At 52.7% G+C, this 24,590-nt stretch carries 21 protein-coding genes and 7 pseudogenes; 6 read left to right on the top strand and 22 right to left on the bottom strand.

Annotated elements, in window-relative coordinates; all coding sequences use genetic code 11:
• Window positions 1-189: 189 nt before the first annotated feature.
• The 18 genes and pseudogenes from SP99_RS23575 to SP99_RS05445 all read right to left on the bottom strand — a co-directional run bounded on the left by SP99_RS23575 (window position 190) and on the right by SP99_RS05445 (window position 16,329).
• Window positions 190-672: pseudogene (locus SP99_RS23575) on the bottom strand (immunity 26/phosphotriesterase HocA family protein).
• Window positions 669-905, bottom strand: coding sequence for a hypothetical protein (locus SP99_RS24870; protein ID WP_197086098.1), 237 nt, complete (start codon window positions 903-905; stop codon window positions 669-671). Before SP99_RS24870 ends, SP99_RS23575 begins: the two are co-directional and overlap by 4 nt.
• A 131-nt stretch (window positions 906-1,036) precedes the next feature.
• A pseudogene (locus tag SP99_RS25305) lies at window positions 1,037-1,175 on the bottom strand (RHS repeat-associated core domain-containing protein); the annotation flags it as partial.
• A 160-nt stretch (window positions 1,176-1,335) separates the two neighbouring features.
• Window positions 1,336-1,656, bottom strand: coding sequence for a hypothetical protein (locus SP99_RS05510; RefSeq protein WP_047957954.1), 321 nt, complete (start codon window positions 1,654-1,656; stop codon window positions 1,336-1,338).
• Between the two features lie 196 nt (window positions 1,657-1,852).
• Complete coding sequence (locus SP99_RS05505) at window positions 1,853-2,230, bottom strand: hypothetical protein (RefSeq protein ID WP_047957953.1); 378 nt, start codon at window positions 2,228-2,230, stop codon at window positions 1,853-1,855.
• A 256-nt stretch (window positions 2,231-2,486) separates the two neighbouring features.
• On the bottom strand, window positions 2,487-3,032 hold the full coding sequence (locus tag SP99_RS05500) for an SMI1/KNR4 family protein (RefSeq protein WP_047957952.1): 546 nt from the start codon (window positions 3,030-3,032) through the stop codon (window positions 2,487-2,489).
• Window positions 3,026-4,342: pseudogene (locus SP99_RS24990) on the bottom strand (RHS repeat-associated core domain-containing protein); the annotation flags it as partial. The gene SP99_RS05500 and the pseudogene SP99_RS24990, both read right to left, overlap by 7 nt.
• A 170-nt stretch (window positions 4,343-4,512) precedes the next feature.
• Window positions 4,513-4,845: a hypothetical protein gene (locus tag SP99_RS05490; protein WP_047957951.1), complete on the bottom strand. Its 333-nt coding sequence runs from the start codon at window positions 4,843-4,845 to the stop codon at window positions 4,513-4,515.
• Window positions 4,838-6,559: pseudogene (locus tag SP99_RS05485) on the bottom strand (RHS repeat domain-containing protein); the annotation flags it as partial. The gene SP99_RS05490 and the pseudogene SP99_RS05485, both read right to left, overlap by 8 nt.
• 478 nt (window positions 6,560-7,037) lie before the next feature.
• Complete coding sequence (locus SP99_RS05480) at window positions 7,038-7,640, bottom strand: hypothetical protein (RefSeq protein WP_156167786.1); 603 nt, start codon at window positions 7,638-7,640, stop codon at window positions 7,038-7,040.
• Between the two features lie 308 nt (window positions 7,641-7,948).
• Window positions 7,949-8,347 (bottom strand): Imm50 family immunity protein, encoded by a 399-nt coding sequence (locus SP99_RS25300; protein ID WP_047957949.1) that lies wholly within the window; start codon window positions 8,345-8,347, stop codon window positions 7,949-7,951.
• A 57-nt stretch (window positions 8,348-8,404) separates the two neighbouring features.
• Window positions 8,405-9,217: pseudogene (locus tag SP99_RS25295) on the bottom strand (RHS repeat-associated core domain-containing protein); the annotation flags it as partial.
• A gap of 361 nt (window positions 9,218-9,578) precedes the next feature.
• Window positions 9,579-9,857 (bottom strand): annotated as a pseudogene (locus tag SP99_RS25290) (TNT domain-containing protein); the annotation flags it as partial.
• A gap of 78 nt (window positions 9,858-9,935) precedes the next feature.
• Window positions 9,936-10,259, bottom strand: a pseudogene (locus SP99_RS25285) (RHS repeat-associated core domain-containing protein); the annotation flags it as partial.
• A 60-nt stretch (window positions 10,260-10,319) separates the two neighbouring features.
• Window positions 10,320-10,694, bottom strand: a complete 375-nt coding sequence (locus SP99_RS05460; RefSeq protein ID WP_047957946.1) for a hypothetical protein — start codon at window positions 10,692-10,694, stop codon at window positions 10,320-10,322.
• Between the two features lie 2 nt (window positions 10,695-10,696).
• Complete coding sequence (locus SP99_RS05455) at window positions 10,697-14,866, bottom strand: RHS repeat-associated core domain-containing protein (RefSeq protein ID WP_231584218.1); 4,170 nt, start codon at window positions 14,864-14,866, stop codon at window positions 10,697-10,699.
• 17 nt (window positions 14,867-14,883) lie between these two features.
• A complete protein-coding gene (locus SP99_RS05450) occupies window positions 14,884-15,321 on the bottom strand; it encodes a DcrB-related protein (RefSeq protein ID WP_047957945.1) in 438 nt (145 codons plus the stop codon).
• A gap of 117 nt (window positions 15,322-15,438) precedes the next feature.
• Complete coding sequence (locus SP99_RS05445) at window positions 15,439-16,329, bottom strand: oxidoreductase (RefSeq protein ID WP_047957944.1); 891 nt, start codon at window positions 16,327-16,329, stop codon at window positions 15,439-15,441.
• 105 nt (window positions 16,330-16,434) lie between these two features.
• Here SP99_RS05445 and SP99_RS05440 point away from each other — a divergent pair, with 105 nt between their 5' ends.
• Together SP99_RS05440 and SP99_RS05435 are read left to right on the top strand one after the other, a co-directional pair.
• A complete protein-coding gene (locus SP99_RS05440) occupies window positions 16,435-17,556 on the top strand; it encodes a YbdK family carboxylate-amine ligase (protein WP_047957943.1) in 1,122 nt (373 codons plus the stop codon).
• Between the two features lie 121 nt (window positions 17,557-17,677).
• Window positions 17,678-17,926: a DUF1158 domain-containing protein gene (locus SP99_RS05435; protein ID WP_025759543.1), complete on the top strand. Its 249-nt coding sequence runs from the start codon at window positions 17,678-17,680 to the stop codon at window positions 17,924-17,926.
• Window positions 17,927-17,976: 50 nt separating this feature from the next.
• Here SP99_RS05435 and SP99_RS05430 read toward each other — a convergent pair whose 3' ends face one another.
• Both SP99_RS05430 and SP99_RS05425 read right to left on the bottom strand, forming a co-directional pair.
• A complete protein-coding gene (locus tag SP99_RS05430; RefSeq protein WP_010428317.1) occupies window positions 17,977-18,318 on the bottom strand; it encodes a RamA family antibiotic efflux transcriptional regulator in 342 nt (113 codons plus the stop codon).
• A 32-nt stretch (window positions 18,319-18,350) separates the two neighbouring features.
• Window positions 18,351-19,454, bottom strand: coding sequence for an MBL fold metallo-hydrolase (locus SP99_RS05425; RefSeq protein WP_047957942.1), 1,104 nt, complete (start codon window positions 19,452-19,454; stop codon window positions 18,351-18,353).
• A gap of 190 nt (window positions 19,455-19,644) precedes the next feature.
• On the opposite strand from SP99_RS05425, the gene SP99_RS05420 reads away from it, so the two are divergent.
• From SP99_RS05420 to nfsB, 3 genes are all read left to right on the top strand, one after another.
• Window positions 19,645-20,235 (top strand): TetR/AcrR family transcriptional regulator, encoded by a 591-nt coding sequence (locus tag SP99_RS05420; RefSeq protein WP_047957941.1) that lies wholly within the window; start codon window positions 19,645-19,647, stop codon window positions 20,233-20,235.
• Window positions 20,225-20,593, top strand: coding sequence for an MmcQ/YjbR family DNA-binding protein (locus SP99_RS05415; protein ID WP_047957940.1), 369 nt, complete (start codon window positions 20,225-20,227; stop codon window positions 20,591-20,593). Before SP99_RS05420 ends, SP99_RS05415 begins: the two co-directional genes overlap by 11 nt.
• A 120-nt stretch (window positions 20,594-20,713) precedes the next feature.
• Complete coding sequence (gene nfsB / locus SP99_RS05410; RefSeq protein WP_047957939.1) at window positions 20,714-21,367, top strand: oxygen-insensitive NAD(P)H nitroreductase; 654 nt, start codon at window positions 20,714-20,716, stop codon at window positions 21,365-21,367.
• A gap of 27 nt (window positions 21,368-21,394) precedes the next feature.
• Here nfsB and SP99_RS05405 read toward each other — a convergent pair whose 3' ends face one another.
• Together SP99_RS05405 and SP99_RS05400 are read right to left on the bottom strand one after the other, a co-directional pair.
• Window positions 21,395-21,997: a hypothetical protein gene (locus SP99_RS05405; protein WP_045286098.1), complete on the bottom strand. Its 603-nt coding sequence runs from the start codon at window positions 21,995-21,997 to the stop codon at window positions 21,395-21,397.
• A 152-nt stretch (window positions 21,998-22,149) separates the two neighbouring features.
• On the bottom strand, window positions 22,150-23,019 hold the full coding sequence (locus SP99_RS05400) for a helix-turn-helix transcriptional regulator (protein WP_025759533.1): 870 nt from the start codon (window positions 23,017-23,019) through the stop codon (window positions 22,150-22,152).
• 107 nt (window positions 23,020-23,126) lie between these two features.
• Between SP99_RS05400 and SP99_RS05395 the strand changes: the two genes are divergently transcribed.
• Window positions 23,127-24,563: an MFS transporter gene (locus SP99_RS05395; RefSeq protein ID WP_047957938.1), complete on the top strand. Its 1,437-nt coding sequence runs from the start codon at window positions 23,127-23,129 to the stop codon at window positions 24,561-24,563.
• Window positions 24,564-24,590 lie beyond the last annotated feature (27 nt).

The following is a 24,590-nucleotide window of genomic DNA, read 5'->3' as shown; positions in this document are numbered from 1 at the left end:
TATTATTGACATTCATTACATTGCTTACAGGATCGCGCATTATTCTTTTTCATGGCAATTATGCATTCAATGCTATTAAAGACCAATAGAGTTTTGTATTTCTCTCATTCCTGCATATCTCATTTACTAAACCATCAGGTAATTATTAATCATAAACCAACTGGGAGTTTTTTTATCCCGGCTTCACACCTAAACTTTACTTAATAAATTCTTTATATCAAAATCACTTTTAGGTGATAGTTTAGGAAGAGCATTCTATTCACTTTCATCGATTGGGAAAACATTTCCATAAAAATCTTTCTTTTTGCAAGAATCACCAATACCGAATGCAAAATAAATCTCATCAACATTTTCAGGAGAATAATTATCCTGATGCCCAATTATTCTCCAGTCACTTTCTGGCTCAATTTTTTTATCCATTAGAGAATAGGTATCTATAATCAGTGGAGGAATAATTCTTTTAGCATTCTCAATACCAGCCTCGGTTATTTTAGGTGCATCAGATAAAATATCAAAAATTTAAGCTATATGCCCTACCGACATTAATGACATAATACGACCAAAACGATATCTTCCTCCATCAACCTTAAAGCAAAATATATCGCCAGGCTTAACATAGCAAAGCATGGTTCTTGGTTTTTTCTCCCATGCCCAAAATTTAAAGTTACTCATCCGCACCTCTTTCCTTTTCCGCCTGAACCATTTTTCTTGATGCTGTATTCTGCTTCAAAAGCCTGTCTTCTTCCGTCAGTACGTTTATGGTCAAATGAATTGTTTTTATTCCCGCGATTAGTAGCTGAAATATCTTCACCTATTGTTCCGGTACGAGTTTTATATTCCTCTATGTAATATTGTTCGTAACCTCTAGCTTGTGCATAGGTCACATTCTCATCTAAAGGAAGCAACTGAGCACCCGGAGTTAATCACCCAGAGCCTCTATGTTCTCCCGCTCTCCTGAGAAGATCATCAGTTATACCAACGTAATAAGATTTTGTTTCTCCCGGATCAAATAATCCATAAACATTGTATCCTGTAGTATCTAGGGCGGTTAATCCAAGAGGATCAATCCATAACAACGGATTCGGCGCATAATGATAAAGGTTCCACCCGCCATTCAGCCCAATCGGATCCTGCACAATAAACCGCCCGACCTGTGAGTCGTAGTTGCGGAATAATGGACATACTGAATTATTGGATAGAACATGTATTAAATAATAAGGAGTCAGGAGAGCTGAATATCATCCTGACATCTATTATCCAATGAATTAAATATTATTCATTTCAAAACCAGTCGCAATAACCACCCAGTGAAAAATTTAAATATCCATCACTAGGTTAATTCTTACTGTTTTTCAACATCTCTAATATCTCTCCTTCACTTTTATCATAAGGGGGCTTCCATAAAGATGAATCGTTTTCTATCCATTCATCAAATTCCTCTGCAGATATTTTTGACTCTAACTCACGATAAAGATACTTTCTAGTTTTAGATAATTTTTCTAAAACATTGCATTGATTAAAAAAAAGCAGAAGGGCTGATGCTGTTCTATTTGCTTCAATAAACCCAGATCCGATCTTATCTATTACGATAACAATTTCCTCCATAGAGGTCAGGATCTCTTTTAATTCATCTATATTTTGTGTGTCTTTATTCATAATTTCAGCATCCCTTATTAAACTTAGTGGTCCTTTTATCTAGTACAACATCCCCTTTAATTTTATATTCTTCGATACCTAAATCATTTTCCCTGAATTCTACACGACTTTCATCAATATCTAAGTCGATATAAAATGGCACGCCTGAATCATTTTAAAGAACGGGTGCTAAGATAGCTATGTAGTGGCTAAAACCTTACGGCAATTGTAGCGGTACATCACTGCCATCAAACATTTCCCTCAAATACTGTCCAAGCGTTTTAGAATCTTTTGCTGTAGGAATGACCACGTGATATTCCCTGATGCCATTTTTTTTTGCGGCATCATCATTAAGCACAATCACAAGTTTGTCTTCAGTGAGCTGAACAGAACGAATAGAGTCTGTTAACTCATATTCCGTTGACTCACTCTGGAATCCAATGCATTCATTAACGGGTAATTCATCTTCGTCGAATCGTCCGATAATGATAAAATTTTTTGGATCATGATTGTCATCCCCTATTCCGATGGTGAAGACATCATTTTCTTCATAGCAGTTAATACACGCTGCAATAAGATTTTTAACATTACTCATCAGTTCTCCTTATCTTGCACCATTTTGCTCCTGACAGATTTTATCGGAAGTCTGGCGTTCATTAAGATGGCTTGTATCCTAAGAGTAACCTAAGATAGTACCCGCACCAATTTTTTATAGATTGCTACTTTTAAAAGGCAAAGTATATATTTCCGGCATAGCGAAGCGGCTGTTGATGCTGTGATATGCCGCACCAGCTACACCCACCTTACGGCAATAGATGGGCTTCGCCAGGATCACTGCAAGTACACTTTTATTAAAAATCAAGATCGACTTTAACTACCCCTGATGCATCTATTTTATCATCCTGAGCGGTAAGCATATCAACAAACTCGTCGAAGGAGTTTGCTATTTTCGTAAACCCGGAGGTCACTACCGAATCATTGAATATTGGATCAGACTCGTGATCCCAAAACCAGATCTCTCCCGACATACCTCCCTTGAGGCAAAGACAGATTTGATTATCACCAGACGAGGCTCCTATCGGTAACCATTGATCGCGAAAATCATTCCGGTATGTATCAGCCATTTCAAAGACAGTATATTCTTTACCCGATTCTGCAAGGCCGTACAAAGACTCAAGCGTATCGTTTCCTTGCTCATCAGACCACGGAGATGGTTGTAACGCCTTGAAAACAACATTTACATCAAAAAGAACAGAAACGCCAAAATGAAGTAAATAGGCACGATAACTTTCAGGAATTGGCCCTATTGATGTTTCTAATGTATTTAAACTCTTTTTCAGTTCATCTAATGGTAATGGTGTCGGTTTCGCTCCAAAGCGCTCTAATTTTTTCAACATTTTCCTTTCCTCCTCATATCTGATGCGGAGCCAATATGTGGCACATTGCCATGAAGATCTCTTGGGACAAGAATTATAGTATTCGCACTCAGATGATGTGGAGTAAGCATTTTTTCCCTTAACAAATTCTGAGCCGCTTTCTGTGTAATGCCTTTTTTCTCTGCAATGGCACTATATACTTTTGAAAAATCTTTATCCGTCCCATTCAGCACACCATCTTCGAAAGTAAGTGTACCTTTTGACCACGCAGAAAAATCAGGCCTTCCTTCATTGAAAGGTATAGGCTGGTTCGATGTAACTGCATTAACTTTGTCATTATATGAATACCAGTTACTTTCTCCTGGTATTCCGTCCCAATGGCCATTATTTCTTGGGAGCCTTACACCTGCTAACCCCCACGGATCAATCCACCCCAACGGATTCGGCGCATACTGATAAAGGTTCCACCCGCCATTCAGCCCAATCGGATCCTGCACAATAAACCGCCCGACCTGCGGGTCGTAGTAGCGGAACAGGTTATAGTGCAGCCCCGTTTCCCCGTCAGCGTACTGCCCGGCATAGCGAAGCGGTTGGTGTGCCATTGCCGTGCGATTCACAACCCGTGAGAACCCTTCGCTCTGATGGCGCACTTCGCCAAAGCTGCCGTACTGGCCGCTCCAGCGCACCGCGCCACGCTCGTCGGTCACTTCCAGCGGCGCGCCATTCAGGTCGGTGTTGAACCAGTAAATCTCACCGCTGCTCTGGTCACGAAGGTGATCCACCCGAGCCAGCGGGCTCCAGGCTTCATTCGGGTCGTATACATACGTGCTGCACAGCCCGCTCTCCTGCTGCTCCTGCAGCAGGCGGTAGCCCTGCCACAGGAAGCGGGTGTCGGTTGTGCCGTGCGTCGTGGTGACGATTTTGCGCGTGCGGCGGCCCAGCGCGTCATAGTGATAGCGCGCCTCAAAGCGCCCTTCCGGCCCGGTTCCCCGGGCGGACACCAGCCGGTTCTCGGCATCATAGGCATAATGCTGTTCATACACCCCGTTGCGGCGGTTGACCAGGTTGCCCCAGTGGTCGTATTTCATAAACAGCGCCTGCCAGTGCTGCAGACGGTTATCCGTGACCAGTACCGCATCGTCATTGGCCGCGAGGTTATCCGCGGCGTCGTAGCTGAACTGCGCGCGGCTGTGTCCCTGTCGGGCCTCGTAGTGCTTCAGCAGACGCCCTTCGGCGTCGTAGCCGTAGTCCACCTCACCGCGCAGGGTGTCGCTGACGCCGGAAAGCTCACCGCGCGCGGTGTAGCGATACAGGCGTTCCAGTAGCGCCTTAAAGAGAATAACACTTAACCCATTGATATATTTCGAATTAACTTATATAACCTCAGAAAAAGACACAACGAAGTGCAGTAATTTTGACTCCAATGGAACATTCACCATTAGCGGATTAAAAGAAGAGCCGGTAAGGAGTATTTCCCAACCGACCGTTTACAATACGGAAGTTACTTTCTTGAGAACGGAAAAAGGCATTCCCTAAAAGAACTTTCCTTCACTTCGCTTTGAAATTGCCGACCATTTTCAATTTCCAACTTATCTAATTTAGCCAAAACAAATCTTTCGTTCTCAGCATGACCTTTATTATAAAAATCAATAGATTGTTGCCCTAAATCATCAATCTCTATTAGTTTAGAAAAAATTGAATTAATTAGAGGACTACCTGCGTACATTACAGATTCGGTTTCCTCACAAGAAAATTTCAAATACATTATCGCTTTTTTCAAGGCGACTATCTCACTTTGACTTAAAGTCAAAGATTTTTCTTGGTAATCAGCCACACCTACCTCCTCTAGACTTTATTTGCTCCTGATTCATCTTCAGTCGTTGCTCATAAGGCAAATGGGATACAATATCATAAGGATTTTTACCTGCATGAAGTACCTCACCTAATTTCAACCGGCCTGAATGAATGTATTCTAATTCGGAACTCTGGATAATGTTACCCATTTGAGAATTATCAGCTTTGAATATAATTGAATAGTCACCACGCCCTGTATGTAATGGATCGTTAATGAAAATATCTCTCATTGCATCCTGAGGTGACATTAATATATCAGTAACATAAACCTTACCTTTTGAGTTAGGTTCAATAACTCCGGTATTCATTATGCGTTCTAATCCAGCCTTATCCGTATAATGGATAAATACATCTTCCCCGCTTAAGCCCCACGGATCGATCCAAGATAGTGGATTCGGCGCATACTGATAAAGGTTCCACCCGCCATTCAGCCCAATCGGATCCTGCACAATAAACCGCCCGACCTGCGGGTCGTAGTAGCGGAACAGGTTATAATGCAACCCCGTTTCACCATCAGCGTACTGCCCGGCATAGCGAAGCGGCTGGCGCGCCATCGCCGTGCGATTCACAACCCGTGAGAACCCTTCGCTCTGATGGCGTACCTCGCCAAAGCTGCCGTACTGGCCGCTCCAGCTCACCGCGCCGCGCTCGTCGGTCACTTCCAGCGGCGCGCCGTTCAGATCGGTATTGAACCAGTAAATCTCACCGCTGCGCTGGTCACGAAGGTGATCCACCCGCGCCAGCGGGCTCCAGGCCTCATTCGGGTCGTATACATAGGTGCTGCACAACCCGCTCTCCTGCTGCTCCTGCAGCAGGCGGTAGCCCTGCCACAGGAAGCGCGTTTCTGTGGTGCCGTGCGTCGTGGTGACGGTTTTGCGCGTGCGGCGGCCCAGTGCGTCGTAGTGATAGCGCGCCTCAAACCGCCCTTCCGGGCCGGTTCCCCGGGCGGACACCAGCCGGTTCTCGGCATCATAGGCATAATGCTGTTCATACAGCCCGTTGCGGCGGCTGACCAGGTTGCCCCAGTGGTCGTATTTCATGAAAAGCGCCTGCCAGTGCTGCAGGCGGTTATCCGTGACCGGTACCGGATCGTCACTGGCGGCGAGGTTATCCGCGGCGTCGTAGCTGAACTGCGCGCGGCTGTGCCCCTGGCGGGCCTCGTAGTGCTTCAGCAGACGCCCTTCAGCGTCGTAGCCGTAGTCCACCTCACCGCGCAGGGTGTCGCTGACGCCGGAAAGCTCGCCGCGTGCGGTGTAGCGATACAGGCGTTCCAGTAGCGCCTGCTCCGGCAGGGTCACGTCCGTGCTCAGCTCGCTGCGCTGCAGGGTGCGTCTGCCGAGGCTGTCATACTGGCGGAGCTGCTCGCGCGCGCCCTGGGTGCGGCGCACCTCGCGGTGCAGGCGGTCGCGGGTGAACTCGGTCACCAGCTGCTGTCCGAAGCGGATGGCGCTGACGTGGCCGGAGCCGTAGTGCAGCCAGGCCAGCGTTTGCTCGCCGGGCAGGGTCAGACCGGTCAGGTTGCTCAGGGCATCCCATTCGTAGCCCACCTCGCCGTTAATGCCGGACTCGCTCAGCACGCGCCCGGCGGCGTCGTGACGGTAAGCGATCTCATCGCTTTCGATACCCAGGGCAACGCCTTCGGCCGTCGGCGTGCAGCGGATGCGGGTAATCTGGCCGCTCAGATCGCGGGCGTAGCGGTTTGCATAAGACAATCATGCTACCGCCACACCCTGATAAATTAAGCTATCTGCACGATGCTTATTTTACTTTCTAAAAAGTAGGTTAAATAGAAAAAACTTATTCAAAGTATCCTGCTCTTTAAGGTCGACTTGGTCGGCATTACTTATTCCAACCGTAAACCAAAATCTCTGCCGGACATACACGCAATCCCAACTTGCCCCCTCATGAGAAACTGACTCGCAGAGAAGGGATTTGAGACCGGGCGCAGCGTCACCATGAATATTTCGAACAGCTATATTTTTCTGATGGCGGATAATTATGTTGCGCAGGAGCTATCCAAGTAACATTATCTGGCTAGACATATGGACAATGGAATTAAGTGTACGCCTATGTAGCACTTCCCCAAAATGAGAATAATAAAAAAGCCGGAAAGATAAGAAGATCTTTCCAGTCCTTTTTATTAATAAGTTAGCTAATTTATAAAAAACAACCTTACCATTCTTTCAGATTATCAACTGAATCAACCTCTTGAAAATCAATTCCATTTTTTTTACAATATTCAACAACTCTATCCCATAAATTACCATCAAAAACAATTACACTCCCCCCAGCGACAGGAGTCAAAAACCAGTAAAAAAGAAATTGATAACCTTTTTTTATTAAAGAATTTATTACACTTACATCAACACCACCATAATCATCATAAAGATTAAGTAGTTTAGGTTTCTCAGGAAAAACCTCTTCAGGCAATCCTTTATTAGTTCTTAACTTATTTTTCAGAAGCATCTTGCGATACTCCGCCAGTTGCTTATTCACTTTTTCATTATTGTTGCCATAAAAATAAAGCCCATTTCTACTTAGGGCTGAGCAAGCATCAAGACTTTGTCCCTCTTTATTAAAACACATAAGATTAGTAAATAAAAAGGACAATAGCCCCTCCGATTTTTCAGTTAAAAAACCATAAGGACCATATCCATTACTATCTATATTGTATTGATAACAAATACAATAAGCCTCCGATGGTAAATCAGTTTTGAAATGACCTGATTGAACTATCCATTCGGAAATAGGAAATTTAATTAATTTCTCAGGCATATAATTTACCATGTAAAAATTACCTCATTACCTTTAGGGTCAACCGCATGCACATTACCACTAGAATCATGCTCGGGAATAACAGTTTGACCAGCATCCGGGTGGCCGTCGGGATGCTCAAACCAATGATTTTTCCCATTAGGATTACGCCTACCTAGTGATTGCTTACCATTGGCTTTCATTTTCCCCCAATTTGCACCACGACTGGTTACATTTAAATCATCCAGACTAATATTTTCACCACCTCGCGAAATTCGAGGTACTTGCGCATGTTGTTGAGGGAGGATTTATTACCCTCCCATTCTTTATTATTTTAAAATTGTATAAGCTGTTATTGAAGAAATATCAATAAATTTTGCTTTTATTGAGAGAGAGAATATATCATCTTGAGCTAAAATGATGATAAACCCATTTTCTTTAGATATGTTAATATCTAAAGAAAAGTGTGTTTTATTCCAGCCAAATAAGCTAACTTCCGCTATATCAATAGCAGTCAATTGCAATTGTACGACATTACACTTCTGCATTATCCATTTTTTTGGTGGTTGCGAAGGATAACTTTTAATATCGAATCTTAGTGTGATTTTTGGCCCATCCCTATGGAAAATCACATCATGAAGTTCAACATTACGTAATGAAGGTTCTTCATCGGTGAAGATAGAAGAAATGCTTCTTTTATCAATTAATAAATCAACCCATGAGTTCATTTTCCCTCCTTGAAATGGATTATGTTCTAGCGCTCCAGATATAGTACCATTTTGGGTATCACTGATCGGTCTAACATTTAAATGTGGCCCTTGGTTACCAGGTGTTCCTGGAGGTCCATAGATATGCCCTGGTGAATAGTCCTGGATTACAATGGATTCACCATCTGGACGAGAGAAAGTATATTCTCGTGTCTTTATAGGTAAATGATCGTCTCCTAAAATAGATTTCCCGTTTCGATCTGTTAAAGGTACTAGCTCAACTTTTGATGGTTGCTGGCTCACTGGTATCCCGACATCTCTTTTCGCTGCCCTAAATGCTGCATTTCTCGATTTAAATTTAGTAGTACAGCTAGCAAGACCCAGCGGATCAATCCACCCCCAACGGATTCGGCGCATACTGACAAAGATCCCACCCAGCATTCAACCCAATCGGATCCTGCACGATAAACCGCCCGACCTGCGGGTCGTAGTAGCGGAACAGGTTATAGTGCAGCCCCGTTTCACCGTCAGCGTACTGCCCGGTATAGCGAAGCGGCTGGTGTGCCATCGCCGAGCGATTCACAAGCCGTGAGAACTCTTCGCTCTGATGGCGCACTTCGCCAAAGCTGCCGTACTGGCCGCTCCAGCGCACAGCGCCGCGCTCGTCGGTCACCTCAAGCGGCGCGCCGTTCAGGTCGGTATTGACCAGTAAATCTCACAGCTCTTCTGGTCACGAAGGTGATCCACCCGCGCCAGCGGGCTCCAGGCTTCATTCGGGTCGTAAATATAGGTGCTGTACAGCCCGCTAGTCTCCTGCTCCAGCAGCAGGCGGTAGCCCTGCCACAAGAAGCGGGTGTTGGTGGTGCCGTGCGACGTGGTGACGATTTTCCGATTAGAAAACAGTACTTACCAGACTAAAAAAGGTTGATGCGGCAGAATTACACTCACATTCTTTGATTATTATTACCAAAGCATGAAAATTAGTACCAGCCTAAGAAACACCAAAAACTGGCACCTAATTTTACATACTTTTTGAAACTAGAACCATTTGGTGATTCTGGCAAGGAAGGATTGACAGGCATCACTTTCAGTTGCAAAAAACTCAACCTCTGTGCGTTTTCCATGTTCACTATAAAAAACACACCATAGCCCTCCATCGAGGATCAAACATAATGTCTCATCCTTAACACCATCAATAGAGTAGCTATTTCTGGGTATGTTTAATTTATTTAACTCACTTTGTAACTCTACTCTATCCACAGGTTTTGCCTTCTGTTTGCTTAATTACTTTCAAATGTCCGGAATCAATATAACTCTGTACAGACTGTTGGAGCTTATATTGAGTGCCCATACCCATTTCACCAAACCAAGGGGCAATTTTACTTTCCTGTACGTTTGGTATTGGCTTCATAACTTCATAAATAGTATAAGGTTTTGCATCAGTTCCTGGAGGCAAAGCACGCATCGGATATGGGGTTCCGACAGGTGATGTATAAGTACCACCCGGATATCCATAACGATCAATTTGTGTTCCTGGTTTCAATAAAGTTATCTTGGTTTCACCATAGGCACCATCATTTGGAGGCCAATAAGTGACCAGGTCTGTGCCACTTAAGCCCCAAGGATCAATCCACCCCAACGGATTCGGCGCATACTGATAAAGATTCCACCCACCATTCAGCCCAATCGGATCCTGCACAATAAACCGCCCGACCTGCGGGTCGTAGTAGCGGAACAGGTTATAGTGCAGCCCCGTTTCCCCGTCAGCGTACTGCCCGGCATAGCGAAGCGGTTGGTGTGCCATTGCCGTGCGATTCACAACCCGTGAGAACCCTTCGCTCTGATGGCGTACCTCGCCAAAGCTGCCGTACTGGCCGCTCCAGCGCACCGCGCCGCGCTCGTCGGTCACTTCCAGCGGCGCACCGTTCAGGTCAGGTCAGGTTTGATAATAAAGCCGGGAAGATTTAATTTCTTATCCGGCTTTTTTATTAACTTAAAGAAATGAAACACTAATTCTATCAGGTTTTATTAAGACATATTCATGATTGATATAACCATACTCTTGAATATATAAACCATCACTGAAAACTAGTCCATTGGTGATTATTTTATCGTCAATCTTAAATCCTCTAATTTCATATGAAAAATCATCTCCTTGCCTGATTATTGATAAATCGCTTTCAGATTGCGGTTCGATAATTTCAGAATCTAAAAAGGAAAGTTCCACTTCAACAAGATAGACATTCCCTTTAATAATTTCATATGGACAAGAAGCAATAAAACAATAAATATCATTTTCACCAAAAGATAACAAAACCTCTTCATCTATATCGTCATTGATTTCAATGACTTTAGCATAATATTTCATATCTACAACCCATCCTCATCTCTTAGAACTAATTTAATAGTTGTATCTTTGGCGTCCCCATTAAGTGTTTTCCAGATATCTTTGCCACTCTTCGTGTGAATAGTTGTTATATTTCCACTAGAGTTTGTTCCAACGAAACCTACCTTTGTTGCTCCTTTGGATGTATTTCCCATATACATTACATAGCCAGTCCTTATTTCTCCTTTATAGAGATACTGGACTTTATGACCATTTTTTATAATATCATCCCCGATAGCCAGATATTCAGCCTCAGATTTTGCTCTAAACTCCCCACCATGTTTTTTAAAATGTGAAGTTAATTTTTCATTATCAGCAAATTCTAAACACTTAAGGCCTAACGGATCGATCCATGTGAGGGGGTTTGGACCGTAAGCATAGAGGTTGATACCTCCATTCAGCCCAATCGGATCCTGCACAATAAACCGCCCGACCTGCGGGTCGTAGTACCGGAACAGGTTATAGTGCAGCCCAGTTTCACCGTCAGCGTACTGCCCGGCATAGCGAAGCGGCTGGTGTGCCATCGCCGTGCGATTCACAAGCCGTGAGAACCCTTCGCTCTGATGGCGCACCTCGCCAAAGCTGCCGTACTGACCGCTCCAGCGCACCGCGCCACGCTCGTCGGTCACTTCCAGCGACGCGCCGTTCAGATCGGTATTGAACCAGTAAATCTCACCGCTGCGCTGGTCACGAAGATGGTCCACCCGCGCCAGCGGGCTCCAGGCTTCATTCGGGTCGTATACATAGGTGCTGCACAGCCCGCTCTCCTGCTGCTCCTGCAGCAGGCGGTAGCCCTGCCACAGGAAGCGGGTGTCGGTGGTGCCGTGCGTCGTGGTGACGGTTTTGCGCGTGCGGCGGCCCAGTGCGTCATAGTGATAGCGCGCCTCAAACCGCCCTTCCGGGCCGGTTCCCCGGGCGGACACCAGACGGTTCTCGGCGTCATACGCATAATGCTGTTCATACAGCCCGTTGCGGCGGCTGACCAGGTTGCCCCAGTGGTCGTATTTCATAAACAGCGCCTGCCAGTGCTGCAGACGGTTATCCGTGACCGGTACCGGATCGTCACTGGCGGCGAGGTTATCCGCAGCGTCGTAGCTGAACTGCGCGCGGCTGTGCCCCTGTCGGGCCTCGTAGTGCTTCAGCAGACGCCCTTCGGCGTCGTAGCCGTAGTCCACCTCACCGCGCAGGGTGTCGCTGACGCCGGAAAGCTCACCGCGTGCGGTGTAGCGATAGAGGCGTTCCAGTAGCGCCTGCTCCGGCAGGGTCACGTCCGTACTTAGCTCACTGCGCTGCAGGGTGCGTCTGCCGAGGCTGTCATACTGACGGAGCTGCTCGCGCGCGCCCTGGGTGCGGCGCACCTCGCGGTGCAGACGGTCGCGGGTGAACTCAGTCACCAGCTGCTGCCCGAAGCGGATGGCGCTGACGTGGCCGGAGCCGTAGTGCAGCCACGCCAGCTTTTGTTCGCCGGGCAGGGTCAGGCCGGTCAGGTTGCTCAGGGCATCCCATTCGTAGCCCACCTTGCCGTTAATGCCGGATTCGCTCAGCACGCGCCCGGCGGCGTCGTGGCGGTAAGCGATCTCATCGCTTTCGATACCCAGGGCAACGCCTTCGGCGGTTGGCGTGCGGCGGATGCGGGTAATCTGGCCGCTCAGGTCGCGGAAATAGCGGTACTCCGCGTGGCGCTGAGTGCGCCCGATCAGCAGCCCGCTGTCGTCATAGCTGAACTGCTGGACGCGACGGGCGATGCCGCCGTCGGCGGCAGGTCGGCCGTTTTCTTCGAGCGCGCAGAGGAACCCTCGCGCGTCCCATTCCATATGGCGCACGGTCTCGTCCGGGCGCGTTTCGCTGAGCGGGCGGCCCACGGCGTCGTAGGTGAAGCGGTATTCCGCCCCGTTGCCGTTATCGAGTCGCAGCAGGTTACCGCGCGGGTCGTAGCGCCACTGGCGCACGCGGCCAATACGGTCGGTAAGGCTGACCGGGAGGCCGAGCGCGTTATAGGCCCAGGTCACTTCACTTTCCAGCGGGTCGCGCCAGCCCGTGAGCTGGCCGCGTTCGTTCCACACCAGCGACTCGCGGCTGCCGTCAGGATGGATCACAGCGCTCAGCAGCCCGGCGCGGCTCCACTCCCGGCGCGTAATGTTCCCTTCCGCATCCTCGCTGGCAACCAGTTGCCCGAAACGGTCGTAGGTGAAACGGGTGACGCTGCCGGAGCAGTCGGTGCGCTGCGTCAGCAGCCCCTGGTGGTTCCAGACCAGGCGCACCACGCCGCCAATGGCGTCGGTGATGCTCTCCGGCAGGTTTTCTTCATCATCGGGATAGCGATACGCGGTGGTGCTTCCGGCCGGGTCGGTATCCGCCAGCAGGCGACCGCGAAGGTCGTAGATGGCCTGCGATGAGGTGCCGTCCGGGTATACCGTGCGGGTGATGCGGTCGGTCAGGCGATGCCAGTGATACTCCGTTCGGCGGCCCGCCGGGTCCGTCTCGCTGGTCATGCGGCCGTATTTGTCCCACGTGCTGCGGCGCATCGCACCGCCGGGCAGAATAACATCGCAGAGCTCGCCGTCGCGGTAGACAAACGTTGTCTGGCGACCGTCGTAATCCGTGAAGCGGGCGACGTTGTCGTCGTCATCCACCAGCCAGTGCGCCTGCGCGCCGTCATCGCGAGTCGCACGGCGGGTGCCGTTATCAAAATCATATTCGAACGTCAGCTGTTCGCCGCCGCTGTGGCGGAAGCCGACCACGCGCGGCAGGCCGTCAATCTCCCGCCAGCGGTATTCGCTCAGCAGGCCGTTGGCGTCCTCGTGGGCGCTCATCAGCCCGTCCTGCCAGCTAAAGCGTCGGCGCACGCTACCGCCCCGGCCGGTCACACAGACCAGCTGGCGCTGTTCATCATAATCGTAACTGACCAGACAGATCTCGTCATCCAGCCAGGCGCCGAGGAGCCTGTCACGATCGTAGCGGCAGACCACGCGCTGGCCCGCGCTGTCGGTCAGGGCATGCAGGGTATTATCCGCATTCCACTCGAAGAGGATATCGTTGCCGCAGGGTTCAGAGATGCGCTGGAGCAGCGACGGAGCATCATCCTTAAGCGGCGCATAGTGCCAGCGCTCACCGCTGACGTCATACACCGACCAGCTGTCGTCCTGGTGATGTTCAAGCCAGTTTTTTTCGCTTTCGCAGTAGGAGCGCAGCCCTTTCGGGACCTTCGGGAAGGCGACGTAATCGCCGGACGGCGCGCGCCACACCAGGCCGTCCTGATACGCCTCCAGGCGGCTTTCCCAGAACAGGCTCCAGCCGCGGCCCAGCACGCTGTCGCCGGGGTTGCCGCTGCGCCAGTAGCGCTGCCAGCGCACCGGCAGACGGGAAGGCAGGACGAAGTCCAGCTCGTCATCCCCGCTGAGAAACTTCTGTCCGCTGACGATATCCACCGGGCGAGCGATAATCCCCGCGGCCGCCACGCCGGTCATCAGCGTGCCGGCGCGACAGGCGATACGGGCCAGCTTGTTGATGCCGGGTATTTTGCCCAGCAGCTTAGAGAGCGCCCCGACTTTGCCAGCGGCCCCGCCCCAGCCGCCGATAAGCCCGGCGAACAGCAGGGTCAGATCGGAGACCTTATAGAGCCACTCGGGCACTTCAGACTGAATGGGCAGGGTTTGCTGCGGGTCGCCGCCGATAATGACGTTATTCGAACCGGTCATGACCTTCGCGTCGCAGGTGGTGCGATCCCCGATGCGGGAGGCTGGCTGGCTGTTAATGGAGACGCGCTTAGAGCCTTCGGCCATCTGCTGCGAGCCGTCGTCAGAACAGTCGACGGTGCTATCGGTGGCAAGCGCGGCGGGTTTACCGTTGATAAACACGTTCGGCGAGCCGGAGGTGATGACGCCTTTCTTCGTCATGCTGGATGCCCCGGCATCCGCGATGCTGTCCCGGGCGGCGGTCGCCAGCTCCCCGGTATAATACCCCACGGCCAGGCTGGCGCCGACGAGCAGGACGCCCACGCCAAGACAGGATGCGCCGAGACCGGCAATAAACATGGCCCCCGCCAGAATGCCCCCGGCGGCGGCAATCAGGCCACCGACAATCGTTCCGGCAATCATCCCGGCCAGCGCACCGGAGTGGCCGATATCATCACCTACGCGTGCTGCTTCAAACATAACAACGGTCCCTGAAGTTAATGGTGGAAGCGGAAGCTCCTGAGAAGTTCGCCAAACAGCGCGCTGTCGGCATCGCCCGGCGCGCGGGTGCAGGTCATGGTGAAGACCAGGACTTTATCGCTGTTGGTATTAAAGACGGCCTGCTGCTGCCAGATGCGTTTCCCGTCGCGCAGGTAGCTGGCATGGACAATTTCACCCTGTGAAAGGTTGTCGCCAAGCGTAGCGGCGATGCGCTCACCCTGCTTCCAGGCCTTGATGTGTTTTGCCATCAGCGCGAGCTGGCGATCGATATACGCGGCAAGCGCTTCGCCGGGGTTGAGGGCGTCGCGGGAGATGTTGAACGCCGGCGCATCCGCCGCAGGCGGCGCGAAGACGTTGACGGTACGATCCTGATAACCCTCAGGAAAGGTGATCTGTCCTTCACTGAACAGGCACTGCGAATGTTGTTCTGACATTGAGCGGGTCCCACCACATTTTTTCAGAAGCGGTAAGTTTCGCATATGTGTTTAAGGCTGACTATCCCCAGATTATTGCCACACGCCAGCCCTCACCGAATGCAAAAACTGCGGCCGTTAGCCCGGCCCCTCGCTTCCCGCCGCCAGCAGCGGGACCACCACGTCGCTGATGGGCACCGCAATACCGTGTTTGCGGCCGTAGCGCTGGATCACGCCGTTGCGAATATCCCACTCCAGCGGGCGATCCGCCTGGCGGTCGGCGAGGATCGAGGTGCCCAAATCCGCGGGCGCACGCTGGAAGTTCGCCAGGATCTCTTGTGCGACCTCATCCTCCAGCGTCGCCCCTTCGGCGCGGGCGACGGCAAGCCCCTCGCGCAGATAGGCCAGCGAAAGTTCGCTGACATCCTCGCGTCTGAACATCCCGGCGCGGCGGTTAGCCAGCACCATCAGCCCGGCAACGGCGTTTTGCAGCAGCTTGCGCCAGGCCACCGTTGAGAAGTCTGCCGAGAGTTCAACCGCGCAGCGTGTCCCCTGCAACGCATCCACCACCCGTTTTGCCTGCGGCACGTCCGGCAGAGTCAGTCGCGGCCTGGCGCGCAGCCATACGGAGGCATCCGGCTCGCGCTGTGCCGGGAACCAGACCACCGACGGCAGCACCGTGGCGCCGTTGACCCACGGCTCAAGCTGGGCTTTTTGCTCAACGCCGTTTTGCAGGGCGCAGACCACCGTGTTTTCATCACACAGCGCGCGCAGCCATCCGGCGCTGTCGGCATTTTGCGTCGTTTTTACCGCCACAAAAACCAGATCGACCGGGCGCGCGATGACGCTCGGATCGGTTAATACCGGACCGGGCACAACCGTTTCCCCCTCATCGTCGCGCAAGCGCAGTTCAGGATGCGCGGTGCGTCCGCACAGCAGCGGCGTGCGGCCCGCGTCATGCAGCACCGCGGCAATGGTGGTACCAATTGCGCCAGGCCCCAGTAGCGCAATCACTGGATTGTCAGACATGGTGAACTCCCCTTTTCGCTAAGCCTGCTAACAGTTATACCACCCTGAACAGTGAGCGCCACGTCGTTGTCTATACTCATCACTCTACTGACAACGGAGTGCGCCATGCCTTTACCCGATTTCAAATCCTCTGAACCCTATACCCTTGGCATCGAACTGGAACTGCAGGTGGTGAATCCGCCAGGCTACGATCTGAGCCAGGACTCCTCCGCGCTTATTTCCGCCGTCAAAGACGACATCAAAGGCGGGGAAGTGAAGCACGATATCACCGAAAGCATGCTCGAAATTGCTACCGGCGTGTGTCAGAACATCGACCAGGCGGCGGCGCAGTTCTCGATGATGCAGCAGAGCATCCTGCGCGCGGCGGCGGAGCAGCACATCCAGATTTGCGGCGGCGGGACGCATCCGTTCCAGAAGTGGCAACGTCAGGAGGTGTGCGACGACGAGCGCTATAACATCACGCTGGAGCGCTTTGGCTATCTGATTTTGCAGGCCACGGTGTTCGGCCAGCACGTGCATGTCGGCTGTCGGACCGGGGATGACGCGATTTATCTGCTGCACGGCCTGTCGCGCTTTGTGCCACACTTTATCGCCCTGGCGGCGGCATCGCCGTATATGCAGGGCACTGATACGAAATTTGCCTCGTCGCGGCTCAATATCTTTTCGGGTTTTCCGGATAACGGTCAGATGCCGTGGGTCAACAGCTGGCAGGAGTTCGAAGGGCTGTTCCGCCGCCTGAGTTCCACGAGCATGATCGACAGCATTAAAGATCTGCACTGGGACATTCGCCCCAGCCCGCATTTTGGCACCGTGGAGGTGCGGGTGATGGATACGCCGCTGACCCTCGGCCACGCGATTAATATCGCCGGGCTGATTCAGGCGACATCCCACTGGCTGCTGACCACGCGGCCTTATAAGCATCAGGAAAAGGATTTTCTGCTCTATCGCTTTAACCGTTTCCAGGCCTGTCGCTATGGGCTGGAAGGTATCCTGACGGATGTGCATACCGGCGAGCATAAAACCGTAGCGGAGGATATCGCCTGGCTGCTGGAGCAGGTTGCGCCGTCGGCCGAGAAGCTCGGCGCGACAAGCGCAATCAATGAAATTGCCCTGCTGTTAAAGCAGGGCAAGAGCGAGGCGCAGCGCATGCGCGACTTTATCGCCGACGGCGGATCGCTTATTTCACTGGTGCAGAAACACTGCGAGCTGTGGGCGACGAGTCCGTAAGCGACCCGACTGCGGACCGTACACCCTAAAGAGGCGAGGGACAAACCGGGTGACGGGTTTAAATTGCTTAACGTGCCGGGATGCCGGACAATGACATTTTTAACTGACGATTAACATTACGATGAAACACCCGTTAGAATCGCTGCTCACGGCAGGCGGCATTTTATTACTGGCCCTGCTTTCGTGTCTGCTGCTCCCTGCGCCCTCGCTTGGGCTGGTGCTGGCGCAGAAGCTGGTGACCACCTTTCATATGGTCGACCTTAACCAGCTTTACACCATTCTGTTCTGCGTGTGGTTTTTACTGCTCGGGGCGATCGAATTCTTCGTGTTGCGTTTCGTCTGGCGCCGCTGGTTTTCACTGGCGTCGTAAGCAAAAAAGCCGGGTGGCGGCTACGCCTTACCCGGCCTACACACGACAGGTTAATGTGTCTGGCTATGGTTCTCTTTGCGGTACGCGCCAGGCGGCTGGTTGAAGGTGCGGGTGAAGATGCGGGTAAACGTCTGCTGCGAATCAAACCCGTAACGCAGGCAGATATCGTATACCCGGGCGTCGGATTCACGCAGATCGCGTGCAGCCAGCAGCAGCTTGCGTTCACGGATATAGCGTCCCAGACTCTCCCCTTTGTACTGCATAAACAACCGCTGCAGATGCCATTTCGAGTAGCCCGCGTGACGGGCAATCTCTTCTATACGTAATGGCTGGTGCAGGTTGTCGTCGATCCATTCGACGATAGTGTCGATGACTTGAGCGGAAATGGTCATACTGCTCTCCCCCTCTGCTTCTCGCTTAAACATTATTCCCACCACGTACGGAATGTTTGCGTGGTGTCACTCACCCGGACGGGCTCGCCCAGTTCCGGTGTCAGCAGCCGATAATTTTGATCCTTGCTGGCGTTGGCCAGCTGGATCAGCGGGTCATTCCAGGCGTGTTTCGCCAGCACGAAGCGTCCGTTATGTCCGGGCACCACGGCTTTGGCGCCAAGATCCGCCGACGCCTGCGCCGTCTCCTCCGGCAGCATGTGGATGTACTTCCAGTCCTGGTCGTACTGGCCGTTTTCCATGATGGCCAGATCCACCTCGCCAAACTGCTCGCCGATGGCCTTAAAGTGCGGGCCGTAGCCGGAATCACCGCTGTAGTAAACCTTCTGTTCCGGCGTGACGAACATAAAGCTGCCCCACAGGGTGCGATCGCGTTTGATACCCCGCCCGGAGAAGTGACGCGCCGGCAGAACGTGCACCGTCAGCTCATCGCTGATGCGCACCGACTGGTTCCAGTCGCGCTCGTCGATAATCTCGGGGTTCATTCCCCAGTAACGCAGGTGGGAACCGACGCCCAGCGGCGTGACCACGCGCTTCACCTTCGGCAGTAACGCCCTGATGGTGGCGTAATCCAGATGATCGTAGTGATCGTGCGAGATAATCAGCAGGTCGATCTCCGGCATGCTTTCTGCCCGCCACGGATACTCGCCGGCAAACGCTTTATTGAGGAACGAGAACGGTGCGGCATAGTTGCCGAGTACCGGGTCAATCAGAATGCGTTTGCCCGCCAGCTGCAGGTACCACGAGGAGTGGCCAAGCCACACCAGGGTATCCTGCTCCAGCGGCAAGCTCGCGAGATCGGTTTTTACCAGCGGCAGCGGCCGGGCCGGGCGTGCGTTTTCGGTTGTTTTGGTCAGGAAATCCCACATCGCGACCAGCATATTTTTGTCGCCGTTATACCCCGGCGTCGGCAGCGTGTTGTGGAATTTCCCCTCACGATACTGGGGAGAGGCCTCCACTGCTGTCAGTTGCTCACCCTGCGGCGGCTGGCCAAATCCGGCATTCAGAACACACGGTAAACTCGCAGCTGAAGCTAAAATCATGATTAACACCACGCAGATGAAGAGAGGTTTTTTCATATCCTGACCCGAAAACGCGCCCCATCCGATAGTTTGCGCGGGGTAAACTTGATTATGAGTGAGTAAGCACTCATTATAGATGTGATGAGAAAGTCGTCAAGACGTTTTCGATCTTTGACATTCCGCGTTGCAGCGGGTCAAAGCACGTGTTTCAATCAGGGTTTTTATCATTGACAGGGGGAAAAATTTAGTGGCACGTCCGAAGAGTGAAGATAAAAAACAGGCCTTACTGGAAGCCGCAACGGTGGCATTTGCACAGTCAGGTATTGCCGCCTCAACGGCGCTCATTGCCCGTAAGGCGGGTGTCGCCGAAGGCACCCTGTTCCGCTACTTTGCTACAAAAGACGATCTGCTGAATGCCCTCTATCTGCACCTGAAACAGGATCTCTGCCAGACCATGCTGGCGAACCTCGATCGCACCATCACCCTGCCAAAAGAACATACCCGCAATATCTGGAACAGCTATGTGGACTGGGGAATTCGTAACCCGGTTGCCCATGCGGCTATCCGCCAGATTGGCGTCAGTGAAAAGCTGAGCGCCGAAACGGAACACGCGGTGAAAGAGATGTTCCCGGAGCTGCATGAACTTTGCCGTCGCTCGGTGCGTCAGGTGTTTATGTCTGATGAGTTCAAAACGTTCGGCGATGCGCTGTTCTTATCGCTGGCCGAATCCACGATGGAATTTGCCACCCGCGATCCTTCCCGCGCCGTCGAATTTAAAGCGCTCGGCTTTGAGGTGATGTGGCGCGGGCTTGCCCAGGAAGAGAGCGATGGAGAGTAAATCGTTGCAGGAGCACGCCAAACGCGTGGCGCTGGAGTTGCCCTTTACCGAACACTGTTGGCCGTTTGGGCCAGAATTTGACGTGTTTAAAGTGGGCGGAAAAATTTTTATGATTGTGGCGGTCGCGCACGGGCGGCCGCACGTCAGCCTGAAGTCAGCCCCGGAAAAATCGCTGTTAAATCAGCAGATCTATCGCGGCGTTGAACCGGGCTATCACCTCAACAAAAAGCACTGGATCTCCCTCTACGGTACGGACGACGTCACGCCAGAGCTGGTGACTGACCTGATTACGGATTCCTGGCATCTGGTGGTGGATAAACTGCCAAAAAAAGACCAGAAGTGGATCAGGCCGGCCTGATTGTTCGTCTGAGACGAACAGATTAAGCGCTCGAAATGCACTTATCTTTTTCCACGTCCCGCTGTAATCTGCTCATCTTTCGCGCCCGCACGCGGGCGAATTTCATCACCAGGAGTTGTTATGGATATCATTTCTGTCGCCCTGAAACGCCACTCCACTAAGGCGTTCGACCCAGCCAAAAAACTGACCGCTGAAGAAGCGGAAAAAATCAAAACCCTGCTGCAGTACAGCCCGTCCAGCACCAACTCCCAGCCGTGGCACTTTATTGTGGCCAGCACCGAGGAAGGAAAAGCGCGCGTGGCGAAATCTGCCGCGGGTACCTATGTGTTCAACGAACGCAAAATGCTCGATGCTTCTCACGTGGTGGTGTTCTGCGCGAAAACCGCGATGGATGACGCCTGGCTGGAACGCGTTGTGGATCAGGAAGAGGCCGATGGTCGCTTTGCCACGCCGGAAGCGAAAGCAGCCAATAACAAAGGCCGTCACTACTTTGCCGATATGCACCGCGTGGATCTGAAAGATGACGACCAGTGGATGGCGAGACAGGTCTACCTGAACGTCGGTAACTTCCTGCTGGGCGTGGCTGCGCTGGGCCTGGACGCGGTACCGATTGAAGGTTTCGACGCGGCGATCCTCGATGAAGAGTTTGGTCTGAAAGAAAAAGGCTTTACCAGCCTGGTGGTGGTGCCGGTTGGACACCACAGCGTGGAAGATTTCAACGCCACGCTGCCAAAATCTCGCCTGCCGCTGAGCACGATTGTGACAGAGTGCTAATTAACACGGGCCGCGCTATGCGGCCCGTTACGCTTTACTGATGACTAACCTGCGATGTGGATGGACATCGCGATCGTATCCCCAGGCAAACGCAATCCAGCGCTCTTCCAGCTCGGCGTATGAACTCACCGGTGTTAAATGCCACTCTTCTCCTACCGTACCGTCCGCCACGCTTATCCGATAATTCATGCTGAACGCCCAGTCGATCATGCGTAACCAAAACCGCTGACCGTCTCCGGTTTGCTCACTGTCAGACACAACAATGTCGTATTCGCTTAACACCCATTGAAAGAAGGATTGTGGTAATCCACTGATGACACGCTGATGGACAGCGCGCGGCGTACGCCAGACCATAACCTGTGTCGCTGCGCCGTGAGGAAACGTAATTTCTTTATGGAACGTTAACTTCACCGCATACGCGGTATACGGTTTTCCATCGTCAGTGGTCACGAGACGGTATTCATCGCCGTAGCGCGATTTTAACAGGCGATATCCCTCAGGCAGCATAAATCCGGGCAGATGAAAATCCACCGTGCCTCGCGCAAGAAACGCTTCAGTATGTTCGACGTTTCGGGAGATAAGGCCTAATTTTTGGCTGAAATCTGCGGAATCAATCATCAGTGGCGACATGGTGGTTTCTCATGGCGTGAGTATAGACGACTTAACACCTCATCGAAATGATGTCGATTCAGTCGATTGGTTTAAGTTAACCCCCACATTACACCGGTCTCCTCCACTCAGCAGATTCGGCTCTTATTCCCTGAAAGCCTCTCGCAAAAAACTTATTTACCCTGCGCCGCCAGCCATTCCATTGCCCGCTCCCCCGCCTCATCCACCGGCAGATACACCAGCAGCCGTGACCCGTTTCGCGGCGCGGAGTACCAGTACATCTGCTGCAGCGTAAAGTCCCCCAGCTCCGGATGGGTAAACAACTTGAGCTGGTTCTCTACGCCGCGCACGTCGTTGCGCTGGTGCCACAACGTTTTAAACTCCTCCGACACTGCAAAGAAGCGCGCCAGTTTGGCCTCCCACAGCGGATCGCCCCGGTGTTCGGCCATCGCCGCGCGGAAGTAGGAGACAAAGATGGGCAGCACATCGTCGCGTCTGCCAAGACGTGCGCGCCACGCCGGATGGGTGAGGAACAGGTAGATGCAGTTGCGGTCTTCCGGCGGAATGTCATTGAAATCGACGCCCATCAGATGTCCGAAACTGTCATTCCACGCCACGATATCGAAGTTCGGTTTCTGAATACTGGCGGGTTTCGGCATCAGCGTATCCAGCAGGCGGCGCGTGCCTTCACTGATACCCTCGCAGCAGACCGCCTGCGGCGCTTCACCCGGCGGCAGCCCTGCCAGCACAAACAGGTGCCGGGCTTCAGTTGGGGTACACTGCAGCGCTTTTGCGATAGCGGCCATCACCGCGCTGGAGGGATTGACGTCCCGCCCCTGCTCCAGCCAGGTGTACCAGGTCACCCCCACGTCCGCGAGCATTGCCACCTCTTCCCGGCGCAGACCCGGCGTACGGCGTCGACCGCTGCGCGGCAGGCCAAGACGCTGTGGATCGAGGCTTTCACGACGGGCACGTAAAAATGCCCCCAGCTGTTTTCGGGTGTCATCCTGATGTGAGGCGACGGGTTCAGACATCAAGGCCATAGATCCCCCTGCATGGTAGTGCCAGTACCAGTATAAGCAAGAACTGGTACCCGTTTATCAGATGGTTGATGCTACGACCATCTGTTGAATGACGCAATGGAGTTACCATGAATACGTCAGTAGTTTCACCGGGTCGCGCGGGCCTGATATTGCTGTTAACCGGCCAGATGCTGCCGATGATAGATACCTCAATCACCAACGTGGCGCTGGACGCCATCACCCATTCACTGCATGCGACCGCCACCGAGCTGGAGCTGATTGTCGCCCTCTACGGCGTGGCCTTTGCCGTTTGCCTCGCCCTCGGCAGCAAGCTCGGGGATAACTTTGGCCGCCGTCGCCTGTTTATGTGGGGCGTGGCAGGCTTTGGCCTGGCCTCGCTGCTGTGCGGGATGGCGGGGAATATTGAACAGCTGCTGGCAGCGCGCATTGTTCAGGGCGCGGGGGCCGCGCTTATCATGCCGCAAATTCTTGCCACGCTGCACGTCACGCTGAAAGGCACCGCCCACGCCAAAGCTATCAGCCTGTTTGGCGGTATCGGCGGGATTGCGTTTATCGTCGGGCAGATGGGCGGCGGCTGGCTGGTGTCGGCGGATATCGCCGGGCTGGGTTGGCGTAACGCCTTCTTTATCAACGTCCCGATTTGTCTGGTGGTGCTGGCGCTGAGCCGCCGTTTCGTGCCGGAAACCCGTCGCGAGACGCCTTCGCGCATTGACTGGGCGGGCACTGTCCTGCTGGCGGTCATTCTCTGCTGCCTGCTGTTCCCGATGGCGCTTGGCCCCCAATGGCACTGGTCCTGGCCGCTGAAGGCCGCACTGTTTGCCATCCTCCCGCTGGGCTATCTGATGGTATTGAATGCCCGTAAGAAGGAGCGTGAGAATGCCCATCCGCTGATCCCGCCGCGCCTGCTTTCGCTTCGCAGCGTTCGCTTTGGCGTCCTGATTGCGATGCTCTTTTTCAGCGTCTGGTCCGGGTTTATGTTCTGTATGGCGCTTACCATGCAAACCGGTCTGGGGATGGCGCCGTGGCAATCGGGGAACAGCTTTATCGCCCTGGGCGTGACCTATTTTATTTCCGCGTGGTTCGCGCCGCGTCTGATTGCCCGCTACAGCACAAGCACCATTCTGCTGACGGGTCTGGCGATCCAGATTACCGGCCTGCTGGCGCTGATGGCGACGTTCCACCTGTGGGGTATGAATAACACCGCGCTGACGATGGCGCCCGCCACCGGTCTGGTGGGCTACGGGCAGGCGCTGATCGTAAACAGCTTCTACCGCATCGGGATGCGCGATATTCAGCCTGACGATGCGGGGGCGGCGAGCGCCATTTTGAGCACGCTGCAGCAGGCCGCGCTGGGGCTGGGTCCGGCCATTTTTGGGGCGATTTTGCTGCACGCGCTGCAACACCATCACGGGGATTACACCCAGGCGATTAATGTCTTCCTGGCTGTGGAAACCGTCATGATGATCGTTCTGGGGCTGGCAACGTTACGTATGCGCCATCGCCTGTCTCTGCCCGTAGTGAAAACCTGCCAGGCCACCAAATAAGCCGCGAATTTGCATAATAGATCCGCA

Origin of the sequence: Enterobacter sp. BIDMC92 (genome assembly GCF_001030225.1) — a bacterium.
Classification (GTDB): Bacteria; Pseudomonadota; Gammaproteobacteria; order Enterobacterales; family Enterobacteriaceae; genus Enterobacter; species Enterobacter sichuanensis.
Note: the sequence above shows the minus strand (reverse complement) of the source record. Positions and strands in the feature narration are given on the sequence as shown.

What these genes read in the sequence shown, in the direction of transcription:
- SP99_RS05510 (WP_047957954.1), bottom strand. Translation starts at nt 1,656, where the DNA reads ATGAATAAAGACACACAAAATATAGATGAATTAAAAGAGATCCTGACC.
- SP99_RS05505 (WP_047957953.1), bottom strand. Translation starts at nt 2,230, where the DNA reads ATGAGTAATGTTAAAAATCTTATTGCAGCGTGTATTAACTGCTATGAA.
- SP99_RS05500 (WP_047957952.1), bottom strand. Translation starts at nt 3,032, where the DNA reads ATGTTGAAAAAATTAGAGCGCTTTGGAGCGAAACCGACACCATTACCA.
- SP99_RS05480 (WP_156167786.1), bottom strand. Translation starts at nt 7,640, where the DNA reads ATGCCTGAGAAATTAATTAAATTTCCTATTTCCGAATGGATAGTTCAA.
- SP99_RS25300 (WP_047957949.1), bottom strand. Translation starts at nt 8,347, where the DNA reads ATGAACTCATGGGTTGATTTATTAATTGATAAAAGAAGCATTTCTTCT.
- SP99_RS05460 (WP_047957946.1), bottom strand. Translation starts at nt 10,694, where the DNA reads ATGAAATATTATGCTAAAGTCATTGAAATCAATGACGATATAGATGAA.
- SP99_RS05455 (WP_231584218.1), bottom strand. Translation starts at nt 14,866, where the DNA reads ATGTTTGAAGCAGCACGCGTAGGTGATGATATCGGCCACTCCGGTGCG.
- SP99_RS05450 (WP_047957945.1), bottom strand. Translation starts at nt 15,321, where the DNA reads ATGTCAGAACAACATTCGCAGTGCCTGTTCAGTGAAGGACAGATCACC.
- SP99_RS05445 (WP_047957944.1), bottom strand. Translation starts at nt 16,329, where the DNA reads ATGTCTGACAATCCAGTGATTGCGCTACTGGGGCCTGGCGCAATTGGT.
- SP99_RS05440 (WP_047957943.1), top strand. Translation starts at nt 16,435, where the DNA reads ATGCCTTTACCCGATTTCAAATCCTCTGAACCCTATACCCTTGGCATC.
- SP99_RS05435 (WP_025759543.1), top strand. Translation starts at nt 17,678, where the DNA reads ATGAAACACCCGTTAGAATCGCTGCTCACGGCAGGCGGCATTTTATTA.
- SP99_RS05430 (WP_010428317.1), bottom strand. Translation starts at nt 18,318, where the DNA reads ATGACCATTTCCGCTCAAGTCATCGACACTATCGTCGAATGGATCGAC.
- SP99_RS05425 (WP_047957942.1), bottom strand. Translation starts at nt 19,454, where the DNA reads ATGAAAAAACCTCTCTTCATCTGCGTGGTGTTAATCATGATTTTAGCT.
- SP99_RS05415 (WP_047957940.1), top strand. Translation starts at nt 20,225, where the DNA reads ATGGAGAGTAAATCGTTGCAGGAGCACGCCAAACGCGTGGCGCTGGAG.
- nfsB (WP_047957939.1), top strand. Translation starts at nt 20,714, where the DNA reads ATGGATATCATTTCTGTCGCCCTGAAACGCCACTCCACTAAGGCGTTC.
- SP99_RS05405 (WP_045286098.1), bottom strand. Translation starts at nt 21,997, where the DNA reads ATGTCGCCACTGATGATTGATTCCGCAGATTTCAGCCAAAAATTAGGC.
- SP99_RS05400 (WP_025759533.1), bottom strand. Translation starts at nt 23,019, where the DNA reads ATGGCCTTGATGTCTGAACCCGTCGCCTCACATCAGGATGACACCCGA.
- SP99_RS05395 (WP_047957938.1), top strand. Translation starts at nt 23,127, where the DNA reads ATGAATACGTCAGTAGTTTCACCGGGTCGCGCGGGCCTGATATTGCTG.